The following is a 17,014-nucleotide window of genomic DNA, read 5'->3' as shown; positions in this document are numbered from 1 at the left end:
GGCTGCATTGCACAATAAATAGTTTCCATCTGGGCAGAAATTAGTCATACAGCACATAGCTGATGCATTTTGACGGTCACCTCCCAGTTCCGTCGCATCAGCTGTTCCCCTCTGGAGGTTCAAGATCTCCACACTTCATGGGCCGCGGTTTCCGACGGCCCATTTTTTTATCTTTCGCTCAACTCTGATGTCGCGCGCCTCGCAAGAGGTGGCATCGGCCTGTCCCTCGTGCGTGGTGGGCGGAAAAAGAATGGGAAGGAAGAAAAGGGGGAAGAAGAAACCGGTCGCAGATCGGTCCTCCCGCCGACGCTCACGCTCAACCGCCGCCTGCCGCATCCCGGCAACTCGTCCTTCGCAGGGCCCATAGCCCCGCTTGTCCTTCGCCGCAGGGACGCTCGGCCGCAGTTGCGCCGGTCCGGCCGTCCCGCGGTCCGGAAGATGTCTTCGGAAAAAAGAAGACACGAACAGGAGTGGCAACGGGCCGCTCCGTATCCGGTGAAGGAGAAACCCATGTATCTTGTCACGCTCGATCCACGCGCGCTGAAAGACAACCCCGACAAGACACGCCAGTCAAAGTCATCGCCACAGGGTGATGCGCTACTTCTGGCCACCATCAAGGCCGTCGGTATTATCCAGCCGCCAGTGGTCGAACCCGAAAAGGATGGCGGTAACGGCTACATCATCGATGCCGGCCATCGCCGCGTGCGCCAGGCCATCGCCGCTGGCCTTGAGGAAATTCAGGTTCTCGTCGATGAGGCGGCGAACGACAATGGTGCGATGCGCTCCATGGTGGAAAACACGGCACGCGAACCCCTCAACCCGGTCGACCAATGGCGTGGCATCGAACGGCTCGTGGCTCTCGGCTGGACCGAGGAAGCGATCGCGCTGGCGCTGACACTTCAGGTACGGCAGGTCCGCAAGCTCAGGCTTCTCGCTAACGTATTGCCTGCGATGCTCGACCAGATGGCGCTCGGCGACATGCCGTCCGAGCAGCAGCTTCGCACCATCGCCTCCGCCAGTGTCGAAGAACAGAAGCAGGTCTGGAAAGCCAACAAGCCGAAGAAGGGCGAGCGGGCATCCTGGCACCAGATTTCCAGTGCACTTGCCAAGAAGCGTATGTACGCCAAGGACGCGAGCTTCGGCGACGATCTCGCGGCAGCCTATGGTGTCGAATGGGTCGAGGATCTCTTCGCTCCGGCCGACGAGGATACGCGCTACACAACCAACGTCGAGGGCTTCCTCGGTGCTCAGCACGAGTGGATGACGGCCAATCTCCCGAAACGTGGTGCCATCGTCGAGGTCAATTCCTGGGGACAGCCGGAACTGCCCAGGAAAGCCGAGCGCGTCTACAGCAAGCCGCAGAAATCGGACCATGCCGGCATCTATCTCGATCGTGATGGTAAAGTGCAGACGGTCTATTATCGTCTTCCCGAGGTGAAGAAGCCGAAGGGCGCCGGTGGTGCGACGACGGGCGGTGTCGGAGAGGCCGAGGACGACACGATCATTGGCGCAAAACCACGCCCCGATGTCACTCAGAAGGGCCTCGACATGGTCGGGGATTTTCGGACCGATGCCTTGCATGAGGCGCTCGGCCGCGCGCCGATCGAGGACGATACATTGCTGGCTCTGCTGGTACTCGCCTTTGCAGGTACCAACGTACGCGTCGATTCCGGAGCCGGGGACACGGTTTACGGGCAGAAGCGTTTTGCCCGGCATGTCGTCCGACTGATCGATGAGAATGGCAAGCTGTCCTTCGATCTCGACACATTGCGGGTCGTTGCCCGCTCGACGCTGGTCGAGGTGCTGTCATGCCGCCGTGGTATGTCGAACAGTGGCGTTATCTCCAGGATTGCCGGCGATGCCATCGGGGCGGATGGCTATCTGCCGAATATGGGCAGCGAAGACTTCCTGCTTTGCTTGTCGCGCCAGGCGCTGGAGGCGTCCTGCAAGGACGCTTCCGTTCTGCCGCGCCAGAAGGTGCGCGAAACCCGCGCTGCGCTGGTCGACCATTATCAGGACGGCCATTTCGTGCACCCCTCGGCTCTCTTCGCACCGGAGGCTGGCGACGTGGCAGATCTGATAAAGCGTGGCGAGGTCATCGACGCCGATGACGACGGCCCGGGTAGTGACGAGGAGGAGATTGCCGCCTCCGAGGATGTCGAGGCTGGAACCGAGGCGGCTCACAGCGACCCGTCCGAAGCCGGTGATGGTGAATCGGGTGAGGATCCTGCCGATACAGACGGTGGATCCGACACGCCGGCAACCGACGAAGACGACAGCGCCTACGGTATCGCCGCCGAATAGCGGTGCAGCTCTCATCCAGATCGTCACCCGCCGCCGGCTCATCACCGGCGGCGGTTTTGTTTCCAGCCCCTCAAATCCACAGGAGAAATCTCATGTCCGCCTCTCTCGTTTTCACGCTCGTTCCGATCGGATCCATCGTGTCCTGGTCTGATGGAACGCCCAAGCCGCCGGAGCGCCATAAGAAAAAACTCGCTGCCTGGAGGACCAGAAACAGCTCCGGCCGCCTGATCCGCAAGCAGCCCAGCCAGACCCGTGGCAGCTACACCGCGCCTGACTGCTTCACCATCCATGAAGGCGACCATGGCAGCAAGGGCACCATCGTGCTGCGTGTCTATCGCACCTTCGATGTTGGCGCCTGCTCCCTGAGTTTCACCGTGGTGGAGCGTCCGGCGATCGGTTCGGTCCGCATCTTCGATCGCGCCGGCGAGGGCGCGGAGCTCGTTCATGTCGCTGCCGATCATCCCGCGGCGGAAGAATGGCTCGCCCGCCACCGGCATCCGCACGCCGTGCTGGAAGAGGTAACGCGCAGCCAGGAAAGCCCGTCCGAGGACAAGGCCGCCGCATAAGCCGCCATTCCCTTTGTACATCGAAATCATCTACCGCCGCCGGCCTGTCCGGCGGCGCTTTCGTGTTCAATTCCCTTATCGAGAAGGAGGACATAGATGTCCGCACTCATGATCTTCGACCTTGCGCCGATCGGCGCCGTCATTTCCTGGTCGGACGGCAATCCTCGCCCGTCCGAGGACAGAATTCACACGCTTGCCGGATGGAAACGCGACAATGCGGTTGGACGGCTGGTGCGTAAACGCAGCCGTACTGTCATGGCACAGTCTCGCATTCCCGCAAGTTTCAAGGTTGCCACGGACGGTATCGACGATCTCGGTGCCATCATCGGCGCCGACTTCAGGATGTTTTCCGTCGGCAGCGTGCTCACTTTCGCCGTGCTTGAACGGCCTCAGGTCGGCTCCATCCGTATTCTTGACGGTGATGCCGAGGATGCTGAACTCCTGCATCTTGCGGCCGATCAAGCCCATGCCGAGATCTGGGTACGGAGCTGTGGCTTCAGCAATACGATGTTGCGCGAGGTCACCGCGGATGAGGTTGCCGCTGACCGGATCGAGGGGAGGGTGGCATGAACAGGCAAGCCAACGCCCATGATGCAATGACCCCCCAAAATTCAGGGGTCGAGTTCGCGCGCAGTGCTGATGATTTCCCGGTCGCCCGGATCGGCGATATCACGCTCGCGATGCTGCCGTTGGTTGATGGCGGCGTTTTCCTTGCCAGTGCCTGGCGTGTGTACCGGCCACTCGCGGAGATGACACGAGCCGATTTTTACGGTCACGAACGCCGGCTGGACGACGAGGCGGCATTCCGCGATCGCGTGTTCGAGACGGCCGAACACCGTCGCGAGCTTGCAGGTCTTGACCGTGTCGAGAGGCGGATCGCCTGCAGCACCCCATGGGGCGCCTCGCAAATGGCGACGGTCTATGCCGAGGGTGTGACGTCACACATGACGGCCGGTCACGGCGGATTTCACCTGTCGATGGAACGCAATCTGCGAATCCATCCTTCGCTTCGCAAGGAGACCCCGTGGTACGAAGAAGATGCCGAATGGGCGATCGTCGCCGTGACTTTCCCGGAGCTATTCACCAGCTACGAGCGCCGGATCGCCGGAAATACGATCCGCAATAGCTGGCCGGATGCGTGGGAAACAATCAACGGCTGCGTGCTGGATCCTGCCGAATCCTGGGAAAAGGCCCGCAGGCTTTTCGACACCGCGCATGCAGACGATTGGGTGGTCATTTCCGCCATCCTTTCCGACCAGCATCAAGGCATGACCGAAGTGATCGCCACGCTCGGCGGGAAACGCGACCTTTCTGCCGGGGAGCGGCGCTATCTTGTGCCAAGTCCCGAATATGGCACCCGGAACCCGCTCGGTTTCGTCATCGATCCGGGCCGTCATCAACTCTACGACGGTTCGTCGAGCTTCGTGGGCTGGAAGGCGCGGAGGACGGCCGGATGAAACCCGTCAATCCTCGCGTGCTGTTGAAGCGAATGGAGGCAGCCCATCGGGACACCCGCCGGCACCTCGATCTCGTTCATCGGCAGATCGCATGCCGCGCCGAACGCATTACGATCACACAGAAGGCAAAGGCGAGACACTCATCCCGCAAGCGGTCGGGTACGCGGTGGTGCCGAAACGACCAGATGCTGCTTCAGGCACATCTCGATCGGCTTCAATTCGAGCGGCGTCTTGAACTCGATGGGCTCGCCGGCAAACTGGCTCGTCAGGAGCAGGCGATCGACACGCTGCGTCGAAAACTCGGCGAAGAGGCCGGCCGCAGGGTTGCGTGAGCACCTCGCAGGGACGGTCTTGCGAAGGGGACCCGGGGTGCTGACACGGTGATCGCCAATTGTGGTGAGGGCGCGTCATTGTCGGGCGGGTATCCCACCACGCGTTTCCAATGATGCCTTAAACCCCTTGCCGCTCCGCCCCTCGGTTGTGTTGCGGTCTAAACCGGCGGCCGTCTGCTTCAAGGCCGCTATCGCGCCGCGCGGCGGCCGGAACAGCCTGTCTCACATCACCATCCCGCGTCCCGCGCAGGGCTGCACCCCGCTTGGCCGCAGGCCGATGACGCTCGTCATGGCCGCCCCGGACCCTGAAGCAACCGTCATTCCGCCGGCTTTTCCAGACCGCACCCGAGGGACGGAGCGGCAAGGGGCCGCTTCGGGTCCCCGGAGGAAAACCCGAAGAGGAAACCCTCATGGCAAAGCCCGCTACCCCCTCCCGTCAGTCGCCCCGTCCGTCGGCACGCGTCGTCCAGCTCCGCAAGGGAGCCACCCTCGAAATGGTTCGGCTCACTTGCCCCGATACCGCACAGGCACTGCTGATCGCGGAGAGTTTCGGGACCGCCGTGGTCGATAGCGGCGGCATCCGCGATCTGCATGAGCGGCTGATTATCGAAACCGCAGACAGCCTTTCCGAGGGCCTGGGCGAGCGGGCGATGCAGATCCATCTCCAGCGTGTCGTTGGCGCCTATGTCGGGTCCGCTCATGGTGCGGGACAGTTTTACAGCCGCGCCGTCACCGAGGCTCGCGATGCAACGGCCAAGGCGGCCAACGACGCCCGCGACGAGGACCTCGATGGACCGGTCGGCTACGATAGCGCCGCCCAGCGCAAACGCGAGTTTGCCGCGGACATGGCGATACAGTCCCACGCCCTGCGGATGGCAGCCGAAGGGGCCGTCGCGGCCTATGAACAGGTGGTTGGTGAAAGCTGGAAGCCGTTCGACCGCCCGGTCGAAAATCCCGGCCAAAATCTCGACCGCAAGGCTGCCGCGGCACAGATGGCGGCATTCGACTGATCCGCAAGATGGCGGGGCTTCGGCCCCGCTTTTTTTGTGCCTATAGCGGTGCCCGCTTTCGGCCAGCTTCGCCGGCAGCCGTTTAACCGTCGCAGTTTGTCACTATATCCCCATGGACGGCGTTATCGAAGGGGATCACATGAACAACGAACAAACGTCCAAGATGAAGCCCTGGGTCACCTCGCAAGGCCCGGTTCCTGCCAGTGCCAATGATCTCAAAAAAGCCGCTGCCATCAACGAGTTGCTGACCGAACCCGCGGCAATCCTTCCGCAGCAGGAAACCGATCCGATCTTACCATTCGAGATCGGCATCTTCGAGCAATTCAGCGGCAGACTTCAGCCTGGAATTGCCAGGATCCGTCTTCGGCGTGCTGTCGCCGCCTATGCGGCTGCAAAAAACTACCTGCTGGCCTGCGCCCAGCCGGATGCCATGCGCCATGATATTGCCGGACGTCCGACATCGCCGGTCAGTGCCGACGACAGAATGGCAGCGCAACTGCGCGTGACCGAAATTCGCCGCCAAAGAAAATTGCAGGCCGATATGGCCGGCGGCACACCCGGTATCGATATCGGCGGTACCCAACAGGATTGACCCTATCCATCTCCGTCCAGCGCGCCACCCCTTTGTCGTCTTCGGGTGAGGACCAGTGTGGGTCTGCCCCTGCCGTGAGCGCATCGATGGCCAAGAGGCTTTGAACGGTCGCTGCAATGCGGCCCCGTCCTTGCTGTCGGTCCTGCAGGAGCCGGCGGCAAGCCGCAACGGCTGCGCCGTCCTCCACTGCGTTCCGGCCGTTCCGGTGCAGCTCACCGCCTGACAGCTCCTGCCCTAGTCCCTCCGCGACGAGGCCGCAATGGCGCGGCCTCCTGATTGGAGGGCAAAGGAAAATGAGCAGGAAAGAGCACAGCGATCGAAGCGATATCTATTCACGGATCACCGACCGGATCATCGCCGATCTGGAAAAAGGCGTCCGGCCGTGGATGAAACCCTGGAGTTCCGCCAACGCCGCTGGTCGGGTTACCCGGCCGCTGCGCCACAACGGACAGCCCTATTCCGGCATGAACGTCCTCCTGTTGTGGTCGGAGGGTATCGCGCGAGGCTTTGCCTCACAGACCTGGATGACGTTCAAACAGGCCTTGCAGCTGGATGCTGCCGTGCGCAAGGGCGAGACCGGTTCCACCGTCGTCTTCGCCAGCCGCTTCACAAAGTCCGAGGACGATGGAAAGGGCGGCGAGGTCGATCGGGAGATCCCGTTCCTGAAGGCCTACAGCGTATTCAATGTCGAACAGATCGACGGTCTGCCCGACCATTATTACCATCATCCGGTCGTGCAGATCGATCCCGTCGAGCGCCTCGAACAGGTTGACCGGTTCTTTCGCCGCACCGGGGCCCTTATCCGGCATGGCGGTAGCCAGGCCTATTATTCGCCGGTCATGGACTACATCCAGATGCCCCCCTTCGAGACGTTCAAGGATGCGGCCAGCTACTATGCAACCTTGAGTCACGAGGCAACCCATTGGACGGCAAGTCCGGAGCGGGTCGGACGCGACCTCAGCCGCTATGCCAAGGACAGATCGGAGCGTAGCCGCGAAGAGCTAATTGCCGAGCTGGGCAGCGTTTTTTTAGCCGCGGACGTGGGAATTTCGCCCGAGCTCGAACCACGGCCCGACCATGCAAGCTACCTCCACTCATGGTTGAAGGTATTGGGTGAAGATAAGCGCGCAATCTTCCAGGCAGCGGCCCATGCGCAACGCGCCACCGCCTATCTGCATGGCTTGCAGCCGAACGGTGCTGAACACAGGGAGGCTGCGTGATGGCCCTCCCGTGCACGAGATTGCTCATCCTGGCGTGCTCGGCGACCAAACGCAACGATCCCCGATACATGCCGGCCATCGACCGCTACGATGGCCCGCTCTGGCGGACGCTGCGCACGGTCGATCCGCGAAGGGAGAAGGCGCAAGTCGCCTTTCTCTCCGCCCATCTCGGCTTCCGCGCTGCAGACATGCCGATCGAAATCTACGATGCCCGTATGACGGAAACTATGGTCGCTGCGATGAAGAGGGGCGATCTCGGAACACGCTGGCCGCGACCGACGTCTCATGCCCGCGTCATGCCGTCTGGCGAACATCCGGGAATGCACATCGCTTCGCTCACCGAGCATCGGAAATTTGCCTTTTGCGACGTCGCGCTCGCCGGCGGGCATCTCTATCTCGACGTCATGCGGCACCTTGTCGATCTGTTTTGTAAAGGCGGCTATGTCGCCGGTGACGCCCGGATCACGGAGATCAATGAATCCATCGGTTTCATGCGACGCGCCCTGCGCCGGTGGCTCGTCGACCAGAACGGGGAGGCGGGCTGATGGCGTATTCTCCGCTTGTCCCGAACCAGGTCACCGGATCCTCTGAAATCCGGCTGCGGGCGCTCAGCCTCGGTGCTGGCGTGCAATCGACCACTATGGCCCTGATGGCGGCCCATGGAGAGATCGGTCCGATGCCCGATTGCGCCATCTTCGCAGACACCGGATGGGAACCGAAGGCCGTCTATGATCATCTCGCATGGCTGATGTCATCCAATGTCCTGCCATTCCCGGTCCATATCGTCTCGAACGGAAACATCCGCAACCAGCTCATGGAGGCAGGCGCTGGCAACCGCTGGGCCTCCATTCCCGCCTTCACCCGCACGGTAACGCCAGTCGGTTCCCGTGTGCCGATCCTCGATGAAGATGAGGACGGCGAAATTGTCACCGTCGGCACACGCCAGACCAGAACCGAGACAATCTCGATTGGCATGATCCGACGCCAATGCACCTCCGACTACAAGATCGTTCCGATCCGCAGGAAGGTCCGCGAGCTTGCCGGGCTCACCCGCCGGCGGTCTCCCGACGCACCGGTTGTGGAACAATGGATCGGCATCAGCCTTGATGAAGTCGTCAGAATGAAACCAAGTCGGGAGGCATGGCAAATCAACCGATGGCCGCTCATCGAACAGCGCATGAGCCGACGCGATTGCCTTGCGTGGCTGCGCCGCCATGACTATCCCGAGCCCCCGAAATCCGCCTGCATCGGGTGCCCCTTCCATGACGATGCACGCTGGCGCTTCATGCGCGATCACGACACCGATGCCTGGATCGATGCGGTCGAGGTCGACCGCGCCATTCGCAGCGGATTGCGCGGCATTCGCGGGCAGGTCTTTCTCCATCGCTCGGGCGTGCCGCTCGATCGGGCGGACCTGTCGACGGCCGCCGACCACGGTCAGCTCGATCTGTGGCCGAATGAATGCGAGGGGATGTGCGGTGTCTGATCGATCCTCCAGCGCCGAAGTGCGCAACCCTCTTCTGCAACTGCCCGCGGCGCAAAAAATGCGATCTCTGCCACCGGAAGCGCGTGCGGTTCTGGCAGAGCTTCTGCGGGAACTGTCGTTTGACGCGCGGGAACGCGCCGAACGGAGCTGGCGACAGAACAAGGCGCCGATGGCGGTCTACTGGAAAGCCGTTGCCGTCTATGCCGGGCATCTCTATCGGATCGCGCGTCTGACAGGAGCCCGGCGCGATCGGGCGAGCGCAACCCGTGCCTCAGAGGCGGAAGTCGGCAATGGCGCCCCTGGACATGACACCCGGCGTTCTGATCGGCGGTGAACCGGACAAGGCGGTCTTCATCCCTTTCGGCAGGGTTGCCGACGGCAGATATCAGGTGCCGCCGCTGACGCATCACAGGGATGAGATGAGCTGTGCCGTGCGTCGGTGAAGTCCATTCGTGCGCTGCCTCAAACGCAACGGGAGGGGCAGGCGGAAAACCCACCGTCCCGGAAAAAGTCGTCGCCGGACGAAAGCGCCAGCATGCGGCCGATCACGAACGTCCGTGCCACCGAAAGGGTTCGTTTGAAGCAGGGGACCGCCGAGACCCCGCGCCCTGCCAGGTTCCTCCGCCCTGGACACCGGTGCACCCACGCAGACCTCGATGGAACTGGTGTGACCGCAAGACGCCTGCGGCTCGATCGGCCGACCGCAACGACCGGCCCGGACTATTTTCCGCCGCCCGGCAGGCCGGGCTTTGCATCGCGAAACAAAATAGCCCGCTCCAGCCGCCCTCCACTGCGTTCCGGCCCCTGAAGGGGTGCAGTACCGATCGCTCCCGGTCCTTACACCGTCATCGAGGCAGCGATGGGCGCAGCCCGATCACACGAAAGGAACCAAGTCATGGCAGTCATCGGCGAATTCACCACCAACGGCAACACCATCGTCGGCAACGTTCGCACTCTAACCGTCGCAATGAAGGCCCGCCTCAATCCCATCGAGCGCGTCTCCCGCGACGCCCCGGACTTCCGCGTCACCTCTGGCGCCGCCGAAGTGGGAGCCGGCTGGAACTCGGTCTCGGCGAACGGCGAGCCCTACATCTCCCTCAAGCTCGACGATCCGAGCTTCAACGCCCCGATCAACGCCGCCCTGTGGCCGGCCGAAAAAGAAGGCGACTACGTCCTCGTCTGGTCCCGCCCGAACCGCGAGGCCGCATGACCGGGATCCACGAATGGCCCCGCCGCGAGGCGGGGTCGTTCGCAAAAAGCAACAAAGCCGGAGCCGGGCAGCGAGCCAGGATCCGGCTTTGTCATTGTCATGGGATGCCTCAGGCGTTGAGTGCGTCCTTTACGGCCTTGCCCGGCGTAAACGCCAGCTTCTTCGCGGCCGCGATCTTGATCGTCGCCCCGGTTGCCGGGTTGCGCCCCTCGCGCTCCGGTGTTTCCTTCAGCTTGAATTTGCCAAAGCTCGGAATGGACGTCTCCGCACCGGCCAGCGCCGCCTCGGTAATCTGCCGGAAGACGCTCTCCACAATCGCCTTGGCCTGCACCTTGCTAAGGTTCTGCTCGGACGCGATCTTGTCAGCAATTTCATTGGTCGTGGTCATGATATAACAGCTCCTCGTGTTTCACACCTTCCGGTATGATCTTGAAGATGCCGCAACGATAAGTGCGAAACATCCGCATTCGACCGAAAAGGCGCGAAAACCACAGGAATTATGCGTCTTCGGGTGTCCCTGAGGCCCGGCGGGCCATCTACCCCCGTCCAATGGACAAGGCCGACGAACAGGTCAGGTCTCTCCCGATACGATGAAGAAGCAGGCGGGTATCGAACCCGCCTGCTTCTTTCCGGTGCCATACGGAGAGGTGGGGTCTGCTCAGATCGTCCCATTGTGCCGTTCGGAAATGACGGCCTCAAGGACGCATGGTTCCCCCATGTGTGGACGGCCCGTGGAATGCAAGACTCTGTATCGATGGGATCGGTCAGGTTCAGTCATGTGTCCGGCCTTTTATCGTGGCATTGTAGCCACTGGCCCTGATGAAGTCCGCGGATGGAGAGCCAATCAATTTGTCGAGCTCAAGGCTCTGGGGGAACCTAGGCTTTGCTCCATCCCCGGTCCAACCGGTTCGCCATCATTACTCAGTCCTTCATTCCTCCGGTCGACGATTGCCGAGCCGGATTCCTTCAAACGGCTGCGTGCCGGTAAGTCTCCTCTCTTCTCAGAAGAGCCCACGCGACGCGGGCGGTCTTGTTGGCGATCGCTACCGACACCATGCGTGCCGGTTTGCGCTGCAAGAGCTTCGCGATCCACGGGAATGATGGAGCATCAATGCGCGCTCGTCGTATGACGGCAGTGGCGCCGACTACCAGCAATCGTCGGATTGTCCGATCGCCCTGCTTGCTGATCCGCCCTAGCCTCTCCTTTCCGCCACTACTATTTTGTCGCGGCGTTAAGCCAAGCCAAGCCGCGAACTGTCGCGCTGATTTGAATTCCTCGGCATTCCCAACCGAAGCCGCGATTGCGGCCGCCGTGAGAAAGCCGACGCCTGGGATGGTCATCAGCCTCCGAGCGGCAGCTTGGTCCCGGCACCACTGCATTATGGTGCGATCAAGCTCGGCGATCTTATTGCTCAGCTCTTCTAGCTGCATCTGAATGTGCTTGAAGGGTTGCCACGACGGTTCAGGAAGATGGTCTTTCGCGACGTGTAAGGCTTCGAGAGCAGCTTTCAGCCCGAACTTTCCTTGAGGCGTGATGATACCGAATTCGGCCAAATGGCCTCGGAGTGCGTTGATCAGAGCCGTTCTCTGCCGCACAAAAAGATCTCGGGTCTTGTGCTGCATAAGAAGAGCCTGACGCTCGCAATTTTTCACCGGTACGAAGCGCATGGTTGGACGGGTGACTGCCTCGCAAATCGCTTCGGCATCTGCTGCATCGTTTTTCCCGCGCTTCACATACGGCTTTACATATACCGGAGGCATAAGCTTCACATCGAAGCCCAAGGCACCGAGTTCCCTCGCCCAGTAATGTGAAGTCGAACAAGCTTCCATGCCGACGAGGCAGGGTGGCAACTGCTCGAAGAAATGCAGGAGCTGATTTCGGCGAAGCTGCCGCCGGACAATAACATTGCCGACGTCATCGATAGCATGAACTTGAAACACGTTCTTGGCCAGATCCAGGCCGACGACAGTGATCTTCTCGAAAGTCATGACACGGTTCCTTCTCTGAGTTGCGCAGAATGATCTTAGCATCTCGCGCGACGGGTTCGGAGGGCCGTCCACATCATCAATTTGCTCCGCCCGCCCTGCCGGGCAGGTTCCGCAAATCGGCTCCCCCATACGCCGGCTTCGCCGGTCGCGTGCCGCGATCCTTGACCCCGCCATCCCCTCACGCCGCTGGTCCCCGTCTTTCACAAACGTCAAGGAGACGACGATGACCTATGCCCTCGAAATCCAGGTTGAAGAGTTGCGCGCCGAGATGCGGGCCGTAGTCGATGCCGCAGAGCGCCGCCAGATCAAGGCCGAGCTCGAACTCGCCCAGGCTGAGCTGGCCGCCGCGCTTGCCGAACAGGACGGCAGCCATTCCTCGGAGCCTCCGTTCTGACGGAGGCTTCTGCCGCAGTTGCCGGCCCAGCCCGCCGGATCGACCGGCGGCCAGGGCCCGACGCTTCGCTTCGCCACCGACCACACCAATACCGCAGCCTGCATCCCACCGGAAGAGATCGGGAAGGTTGCCGCGTCGTTCCTTTAGATCCCCTGTCATCGGCATCGGGGATGTTGCAGCCCGGTCGTTGCACTGCAACCTGCCGGCAACGGAGTTTTCCCCGCCTTCGGCTCCTCGCGCTTCAAAATTCCGTCGCCGGCAGGTCCTCCGCATACGCTGCGGCCCTTTCGGGTGCAGCACGCCTTTCCGGGCCGCGGCCTATCCCCGCAATGACACGTTATCGAAAGGAGTAAACATCATGCGCCAACTCGCCCAATTCCTCACCGCCACCGGTCGCCGGCTGCGCGCACTCGGCAAAGTCGCCGGCCATTTCTTCCGCAAAGGCAAACTCGGCCTCAAGCTCGCAATCAAGATCCCGTTCTTCGTCGAGATCGAGATCGCCTTCGAGACGGACTGGGACCGGCGCCGATAAGGCACCAGTCGAGGCCTGCTCGCGCGGGCCTCGTTCCACCTGACGTCCCGCCGGGCGATAGCCGCGTGTCCGCTTCTGGCGAACGAGATCGAGAAACAGCAGCACCGCCTCCTCTTCACGCTGGAAGATATGCGCCTTCGACTGGCCGCGCGCGCCGATGCGTCCCCAGCGGCGCGTCAGCCGGGTCTCTCCAAACAGGGTCTCCGAGATATCCATGGCATAATAACGAGCCATGTTCATCGAGACGTCCCTGCGTTCGATATAAAGCTGATAGGGCTGGGCAATCATGACGACAGAATCGTCGATTGCCGATTCTGCGTCCAACCAGAGATTTGAATCGGTCAGGCCCGACCGATTCATCTCGGTGATGGATCAATCGCACCAGGGATGCCGTGCGCCGTCCCAGCGCCGCGCCAGACCTTCAGCAACCAGAATGTCGCCGATGGACTGCCCGTCGCGGACAACCCTGCGCAACTTCCGGCCATACCTGTCCTCGTCCCGATCACCCGCCACAAGCGAGAATGCCCCGTCATTGAGGAGGTCGAGCAAACGTGTCTTCGCCGCCTCGCCCTTGATCCTCTCCGCCTCACACCGCGGCGGGCTGAGTTCCGGCGTGTCGATATCCGCAATCCTGATCTTCTGATCACCAAGCCAGAACGTGTCGCCGTCGACCACGCAGTCGCGATGCGGTCCATTCGGACAGATATCGAAGCGAACCGAAACCGGAGCGTTTGCCCGTGCAGACATCGGCGGCCCGAGATCAACGATGATGTCCTGCGTTGCGACAAGATAACCGCCAAACACCACCAAAGCGATGATGGTCGCCAATACGATGCTGCTGGGTCGGATACGGCTGCGTTTCCACCTCGGCCGTTTCGGCGGTCTTCGTTCAGCCGTGGCGGCTGGTTTCCGCTTGTCGGTTCGTTTGCTTCGCTCGTCATCGAGCTTGACGATCTTCTTCAATGCCTGCCGTTCCTCGCAATCTGTTTCGTTTCCCGCCTTATCCGAATATTTGCGGAGTGAAAGGGGATTGAGGGCGAGCCGCTACGCGGACGGCTCTATTCGCTGCGCGAACGGAGCCCGCAAGCGGTCTCCGCCGATGCCGGTGACGATCCTCTCCCTCGGCTGCGCCGACGGAAATCGCCTTTGGCGATCCATTCCGGTCTGATCGGGAAAAGAGGGCGCCGCCCTCTCTCCCCAGCAAGGTCCAGTCGCCGGTCTCCCCGTCCTTCCGCGCCGGCTTGTGCAGGACGGGTGATCCCCCTCCGGCGCCTGCGCCTTGCCCCCCTCTCACCCGCCGCTCCGCGCGCGCTCGGGAAGCAGGAGCGGGGCCTGCTTCCTGACGAAAGGCCCTTCGCTTCGCGAACCGAAGGAGCTTCAAAATGACCCTCAACGCCTATCTTGTCGAAGTCGAAACCCGCAGCATCCGTATGGTGACGATCGATCCGGCAAACAGCCTTGCCGACATTCGCCGTCATATCGGATGCAACCTCATCGACATGGTGAGGATCGACCGGAACCATTGCATCATCGTTGACGACAACGGGCTGATGGACGAGATCCCATGCTTCACCGAGGTGGCGGATTATGCAAGTCCGCTGGCCGGCAATCTCCTGATCGTCGGTACCGACCAGTTTGGCGAAACCGTTTCACCGCAGCGGCCCATCGAGGATTTTGCCGCCATCCTGACGATCCGGTTCCCGGTCCTGTCACCGACTTTCGAGGCAATCAGCGGACCGCATGTATTCGGCAGCCGCGTCAGCGGTTTTACCGCCACGCTGAAGGCCGCCAATCCGGCCGTCATCGCCACGGTGTGAGGGCGACAGAAGGGGGCGGCAATCCCGTCCCCGCTCACCCGATACGACGCGCTAAGGACCCGACGGATGGGTCTGTCATCGCACCTTCGCCGGGTGGTCCGGATCGACCGGCCCGCCCGGCGGCAAGAGGGCCTAGCCCTCTCACACTCTCCCTCAACACGGACACGGCGCCCCTGGCGCCGTGGGCTCTTCTTCTGTCGGGTAGCAGCGGGGCATTGCTGCCCCGCTGCCCCCTCAGAACCGGGCGTACGGATCGCCCCGTACCCGGCTCAAGCCATTCTTCAGCACCATGCCGTGGCACCCGGTCACTCGACGGCTGATTTCGTGGCTCGACGATGGGCGAAGTACTCGTGCCACACTGGATCGAATGGGCTGGCCGGAGCGCGGATTTTGATGTGTCTCCTAATTGAGACCGTCGCTGCGCGGAATAACCGATATTTGGTGTCTTCCGTGCCAAATTCCCCGTTCCGGTTTCCATAAATCCGGTAGTACTTGCTCTGCACCCATCGTGCTCCCTTATTGGGGTGCCTTCGGCACGCCCATTTCCGAAGCATTCGCCAGATGCGGTCATCCACCAAAGAGAAGGTTGCCTTTGCCACGACATGACGATGATACATGGCCCATCCTCGAATGATGGGGTTGAGCTTGTGTATCAATGACGCCTGCGTAGCGGTGGCGTTGCCTTTTATGACCTTCCGGACCTTGTCGAGAAGCGATTTAACGCTCTTCTTGGACGGCTTTATCAGGAGCTTGCCGTTGTACTTGCGTACGTTCTGGCCCAGAAAATCGAAACCCTCCGCTATATGCGTTATTTTGGTCTTCTCTTCCGAGAGTTCCAGACCCCGAGCGGCCAGAAACTTCCTGACCGCAGGCATGACCTTGTCCTCCAGTATTTCTTTGGAAATGCCGGTGATGACAAAATCATCCGCATAGCGGATGACGTTTAGGCAGGCTTTCTCGCGCGCGCGTTTCGTAGAACCCGCACTTGCGTGTGCCGCTGCTTCGAGCCCATCCAGCACCATGTTCGCGATCGTCGGCGAGATTACCCCGCCTTGGGGAGTTCCCGCCGTCGTCTCGAACAGGGTTTCCTCTTCGATATATCCGGCTTGAAGCCACTTTCGCAGGACACCCTTGTCCATCGGTATATGCTTGAGGATGTAATCGTGGCTAATTTCGTCAAAACAGCCACGGATATCACCCTCCAGAATCCACGCTGGCGAAACGTGTCTCGCCAACGAGATGAAGCACTTGCCGATGGCGTCGGCTGTCGAGCGTCTGGGCCGAAATCCATAGGAGTTCGGGTCCGCCCGACTCTCTGCCACGGGTTCCAGAGCGAGCTTCCATAAGGACTGCATCGCCCTGCACCGCATGCAGGGAATCCCGAGCGGGCGCTTCTTGCCGTTGCTTTTCGGGATATAGACGCGGCGTAGTGGCATCGTTCGATAACCACGGTGCTGTAGCGTCGTCATTCCCTTCCATCTGGCCGCCGGGGTTGACCAGATTGCTCCATCCACCCCCGGCGTATTCTTACCACGATTTTCCGTCACCCGCTTCACAGCAAGCATCTTGCCGCTGTGCGAGCGGGTCAGCAGACGTTGCAGGGCTTTCACCTTGCCCCATCTGCCTTCGCGAGTGGCCTTGGCGATACGTACTTGAAGTCGCTCCACGGTTGCCTCAATGTGGAGCCAGTTCGCCTGATCCCACATCTGAGCCTCGTGCGAGGACGCACCAGCCATCGATGTTTTCGCATCGGTAGCCGTCATCTGCTTTTCCTCGTCCAGCGATTTGTCATGCTCTCTCGCCATGAATGACCGAGCGGAAGTCTGCCCACTTTCGTGTCGGGCGATGTTGCAGCCCGTATCCCGACAATTACAGCCGGGCTTTCGCTTTCTCCGCTTTCCTTTACCCGCAGCGCCAACAGCGTTCCTTACGGTTCGCCTGCCGTTTCCGGCAGCGCTACGGGCTTACCCTGTTCCACATAAGTCTCTGAGCGGGTCGGATCCCTCCTATTCGCCGGCAGCACATCGTCCATGGTGGCTCACGTCAGAAGAGACCACACCTTGCTGCATACCTTTTGGTCAAGCCTGTCAGCACGTTTGGCTTGT

18 protein-coding genes and 1 pseudogene are annotated in these 17,014 nt (G+C 61.4%); 14 read left to right on the top strand and 5 right to left on the bottom strand.

The features are described 5' to 3' along the window. Positions 1 to 510: 510 nt before the first annotated feature. The 12 genes from N5D22_RS22065 to N5D22_RS22010 all read left to right on the top strand — a co-directional run bounded on the left by N5D22_RS22065 (position 511) and on the right by N5D22_RS22010 (position 10,177). Positions 511 to 2,304, top strand: coding sequence for a ParB/RepB/Spo0J family partition protein (locus N5D22_RS22065; protein WP_011982954.1), 1,794 nt, complete (start codon positions 511 to 513; stop codon positions 2,302 to 2,304). Between the two features lie 92 nt (positions 2,305 to 2,396). Next, positions 2,397 to 2,870: a hypothetical protein gene (locus N5D22_RS22060; protein WP_011982955.1), complete on the top strand. Its 474-nt coding sequence runs from the start codon at positions 2,397 to 2,399 to the stop codon at positions 2,868 to 2,870. Positions 2,871 to 2,966: 96 nt separating this feature from the next. Further along, positions 2,967 to 3,440 carry a hypothetical protein gene (locus N5D22_RS22055; RefSeq protein ID WP_011982956.1) on the top strand — a complete coding sequence of 158 codons (474 nt, stop codon included), beginning with the start codon at positions 2,967 to 2,969 and terminating at the stop codon, positions 3,438 to 3,440. Further along, a complete protein-coding gene (locus tag N5D22_RS22050) occupies positions 3,437 to 4,327 on the top strand; it encodes a hypothetical protein (RefSeq protein WP_011982957.1) in 891 nt (296 codons plus the stop codon). Before N5D22_RS22055 ends, N5D22_RS22050 begins: the two co-directional genes overlap by 4 nt. Next, a complete protein-coding gene (locus N5D22_RS22045) occupies positions 4,324 to 4,659 on the top strand; it encodes a hypothetical protein (protein ID WP_011982958.1) in 336 nt (111 codons plus the stop codon). The genes N5D22_RS22050 and N5D22_RS22045 overlap by 4 nt, the downstream gene beginning before the upstream one ends. A gap of 410 nt (positions 4,660 to 5,069) precedes the next feature. Further along, positions 5,070 to 5,669 carry a hypothetical protein gene (locus N5D22_RS22040; protein WP_011982959.1) on the top strand — a complete coding sequence of 200 codons (600 nt, stop codon included), beginning with the start codon at positions 5,070 to 5,072 and terminating at the stop codon, positions 5,667 to 5,669. 139 nt (positions 5,670 to 5,808) lie between these two features. After that, the gene (locus tag N5D22_RS22035) at positions 5,809 to 6,261 is read left to right on the top strand and encodes a ProQ/FinO family protein (protein WP_036589660.1); all 453 of its coding nucleotides are present in this window, start codon (positions 5,809 to 5,811) and stop codon (positions 6,259 to 6,261) included. A 293-nt stretch (positions 6,262 to 6,554) separates the two neighbouring features. Further along, on the top strand, positions 6,555 to 7,481 hold the full coding sequence (locus N5D22_RS22030) for a zincin-like metallopeptidase domain-containing protein (RefSeq protein WP_062653237.1): 927 nt from the start codon (positions 6,555 to 6,557) through the stop codon (positions 7,479 to 7,481). After that, on the top strand, positions 7,481 to 8,026 hold the full coding sequence (locus N5D22_RS22025; RefSeq protein WP_011982962.1) for a hypothetical protein: 546 nt from the start codon (positions 7,481 to 7,483) through the stop codon (positions 8,024 to 8,026). The genes N5D22_RS22030 and N5D22_RS22025 overlap by 1 nt, the downstream gene beginning before the upstream one ends. Then, complete coding sequence (locus tag N5D22_RS22020; protein WP_036589571.1) at positions 8,026 to 8,967, top strand: hypothetical protein; 942 nt, start codon at positions 8,026 to 8,028, stop codon at positions 8,965 to 8,967. Before N5D22_RS22025 ends, N5D22_RS22020 begins: the two co-directional genes overlap by 1 nt. Positions 8,968 to 9,257: 290 nt before the next feature. Beyond that, positions 9,258 to 9,410: a hypothetical protein gene (locus N5D22_RS22015; protein WP_155275990.1), complete on the top strand. Its 153-nt coding sequence runs from the start codon at positions 9,258 to 9,260 to the stop codon at positions 9,408 to 9,410. A gap of 452 nt (positions 9,411 to 9,862) precedes the next feature. Continuing rightward, positions 9,863 to 10,177: a DUF736 domain-containing protein gene (locus tag N5D22_RS22010; protein WP_035226669.1), complete on the top strand. Its 315-nt coding sequence runs from the start codon at positions 9,863 to 9,865 to the stop codon at positions 10,175 to 10,177. 109 nt (positions 10,178 to 10,286) lie between these two features. On the opposite strand, the gene N5D22_RS22005 is transcribed toward N5D22_RS22010, so the two are convergent. After that, positions 10,287 to 10,565 (bottom strand): HU family DNA-binding protein, encoded by a 279-nt coding sequence (locus N5D22_RS22005; RefSeq protein WP_011982965.1) that lies wholly within the window; start codon positions 10,563 to 10,565, stop codon positions 10,287 to 10,289. Positions 10,566 to 11,143: 578 nt separating this feature from the next. Then, positions 11,144 to 12,166 carry an IS110 family transposase gene (locus N5D22_RS22000; RefSeq protein ID WP_036567425.1) on the bottom strand — a complete coding sequence of 341 codons (1,023 nt, stop codon included), beginning with the start codon at positions 12,164 to 12,166 and terminating at the stop codon, positions 11,144 to 11,146. Between the two features lie 223 nt (positions 12,167 to 12,389). Here N5D22_RS22000 and N5D22_RS21995 point away from each other — a divergent pair, with 223 nt between their 5' ends. Next, positions 12,390 to 12,560, top strand: coding sequence for a hypothetical protein (locus N5D22_RS21995; RefSeq protein ID WP_011982966.1), 171 nt, complete (start codon positions 12,390 to 12,392; stop codon positions 12,558 to 12,560). Between the two features lie 583 nt (positions 12,561 to 13,143). On the opposite strand, the pseudogene N5D22_RS21990 reads toward N5D22_RS21995, so the two are convergent. Both N5D22_RS21990 and N5D22_RS21985 read right to left on the bottom strand, forming a co-directional pair. Continuing rightward, positions 13,144 to 13,380, bottom strand: a pseudogene (locus tag N5D22_RS21990) (WGR domain-containing protein); the annotation flags it as partial. An 84-nt stretch (positions 13,381 to 13,464) separates the two neighbouring features. Beyond that, positions 13,465 to 13,920: a thermonuclease family protein gene (locus N5D22_RS21985; RefSeq protein ID WP_234800337.1), complete on the bottom strand. Its 456-nt coding sequence runs from the start codon at positions 13,918 to 13,920 to the stop codon at positions 13,465 to 13,467. Positions 13,921 to 14,474: 554 nt separating this feature from the next. Here N5D22_RS21985 and N5D22_RS21980 point away from each other — a divergent pair. Continuing rightward, complete coding sequence (locus tag N5D22_RS21980) at positions 14,475 to 14,909, top strand: DUF3846 domain-containing protein (RefSeq protein ID WP_011982969.1); 435 nt, start codon at positions 14,475 to 14,477, stop codon at positions 14,907 to 14,909. Positions 14,910 to 15,214: 305 nt separating this feature from the next. Here the strand turns inward: N5D22_RS21980 and ltrA are convergent, their stop codons facing one another. Further along, positions 15,215 to 16,672 carry a group II intron reverse transcriptase/maturase gene (ltrA, locus tag N5D22_RS21975; RefSeq protein ID WP_036589594.1) on the bottom strand — a complete coding sequence of 486 codons (1,458 nt, stop codon included), beginning with the start codon at positions 16,670 to 16,672 and terminating at the stop codon, positions 15,215 to 15,217. Positions 16,673 to 17,014 lie beyond the last annotated feature (342 nt).

Source organism: Agrobacterium sp. GD03872 (assembly GCF_029840625.1).
In the GTDB taxonomy this organism is placed as follows: Bacteria; Pseudomonadota; Alphaproteobacteria; order Rhizobiales; family Rhizobiaceae; genus Agrobacterium; species Agrobacterium fabrum_A.
The sequence above is the reverse complement of the archived record's forward strand: the minus strand, read 5'-3'. Positions and strand labels throughout refer to the sequence as shown.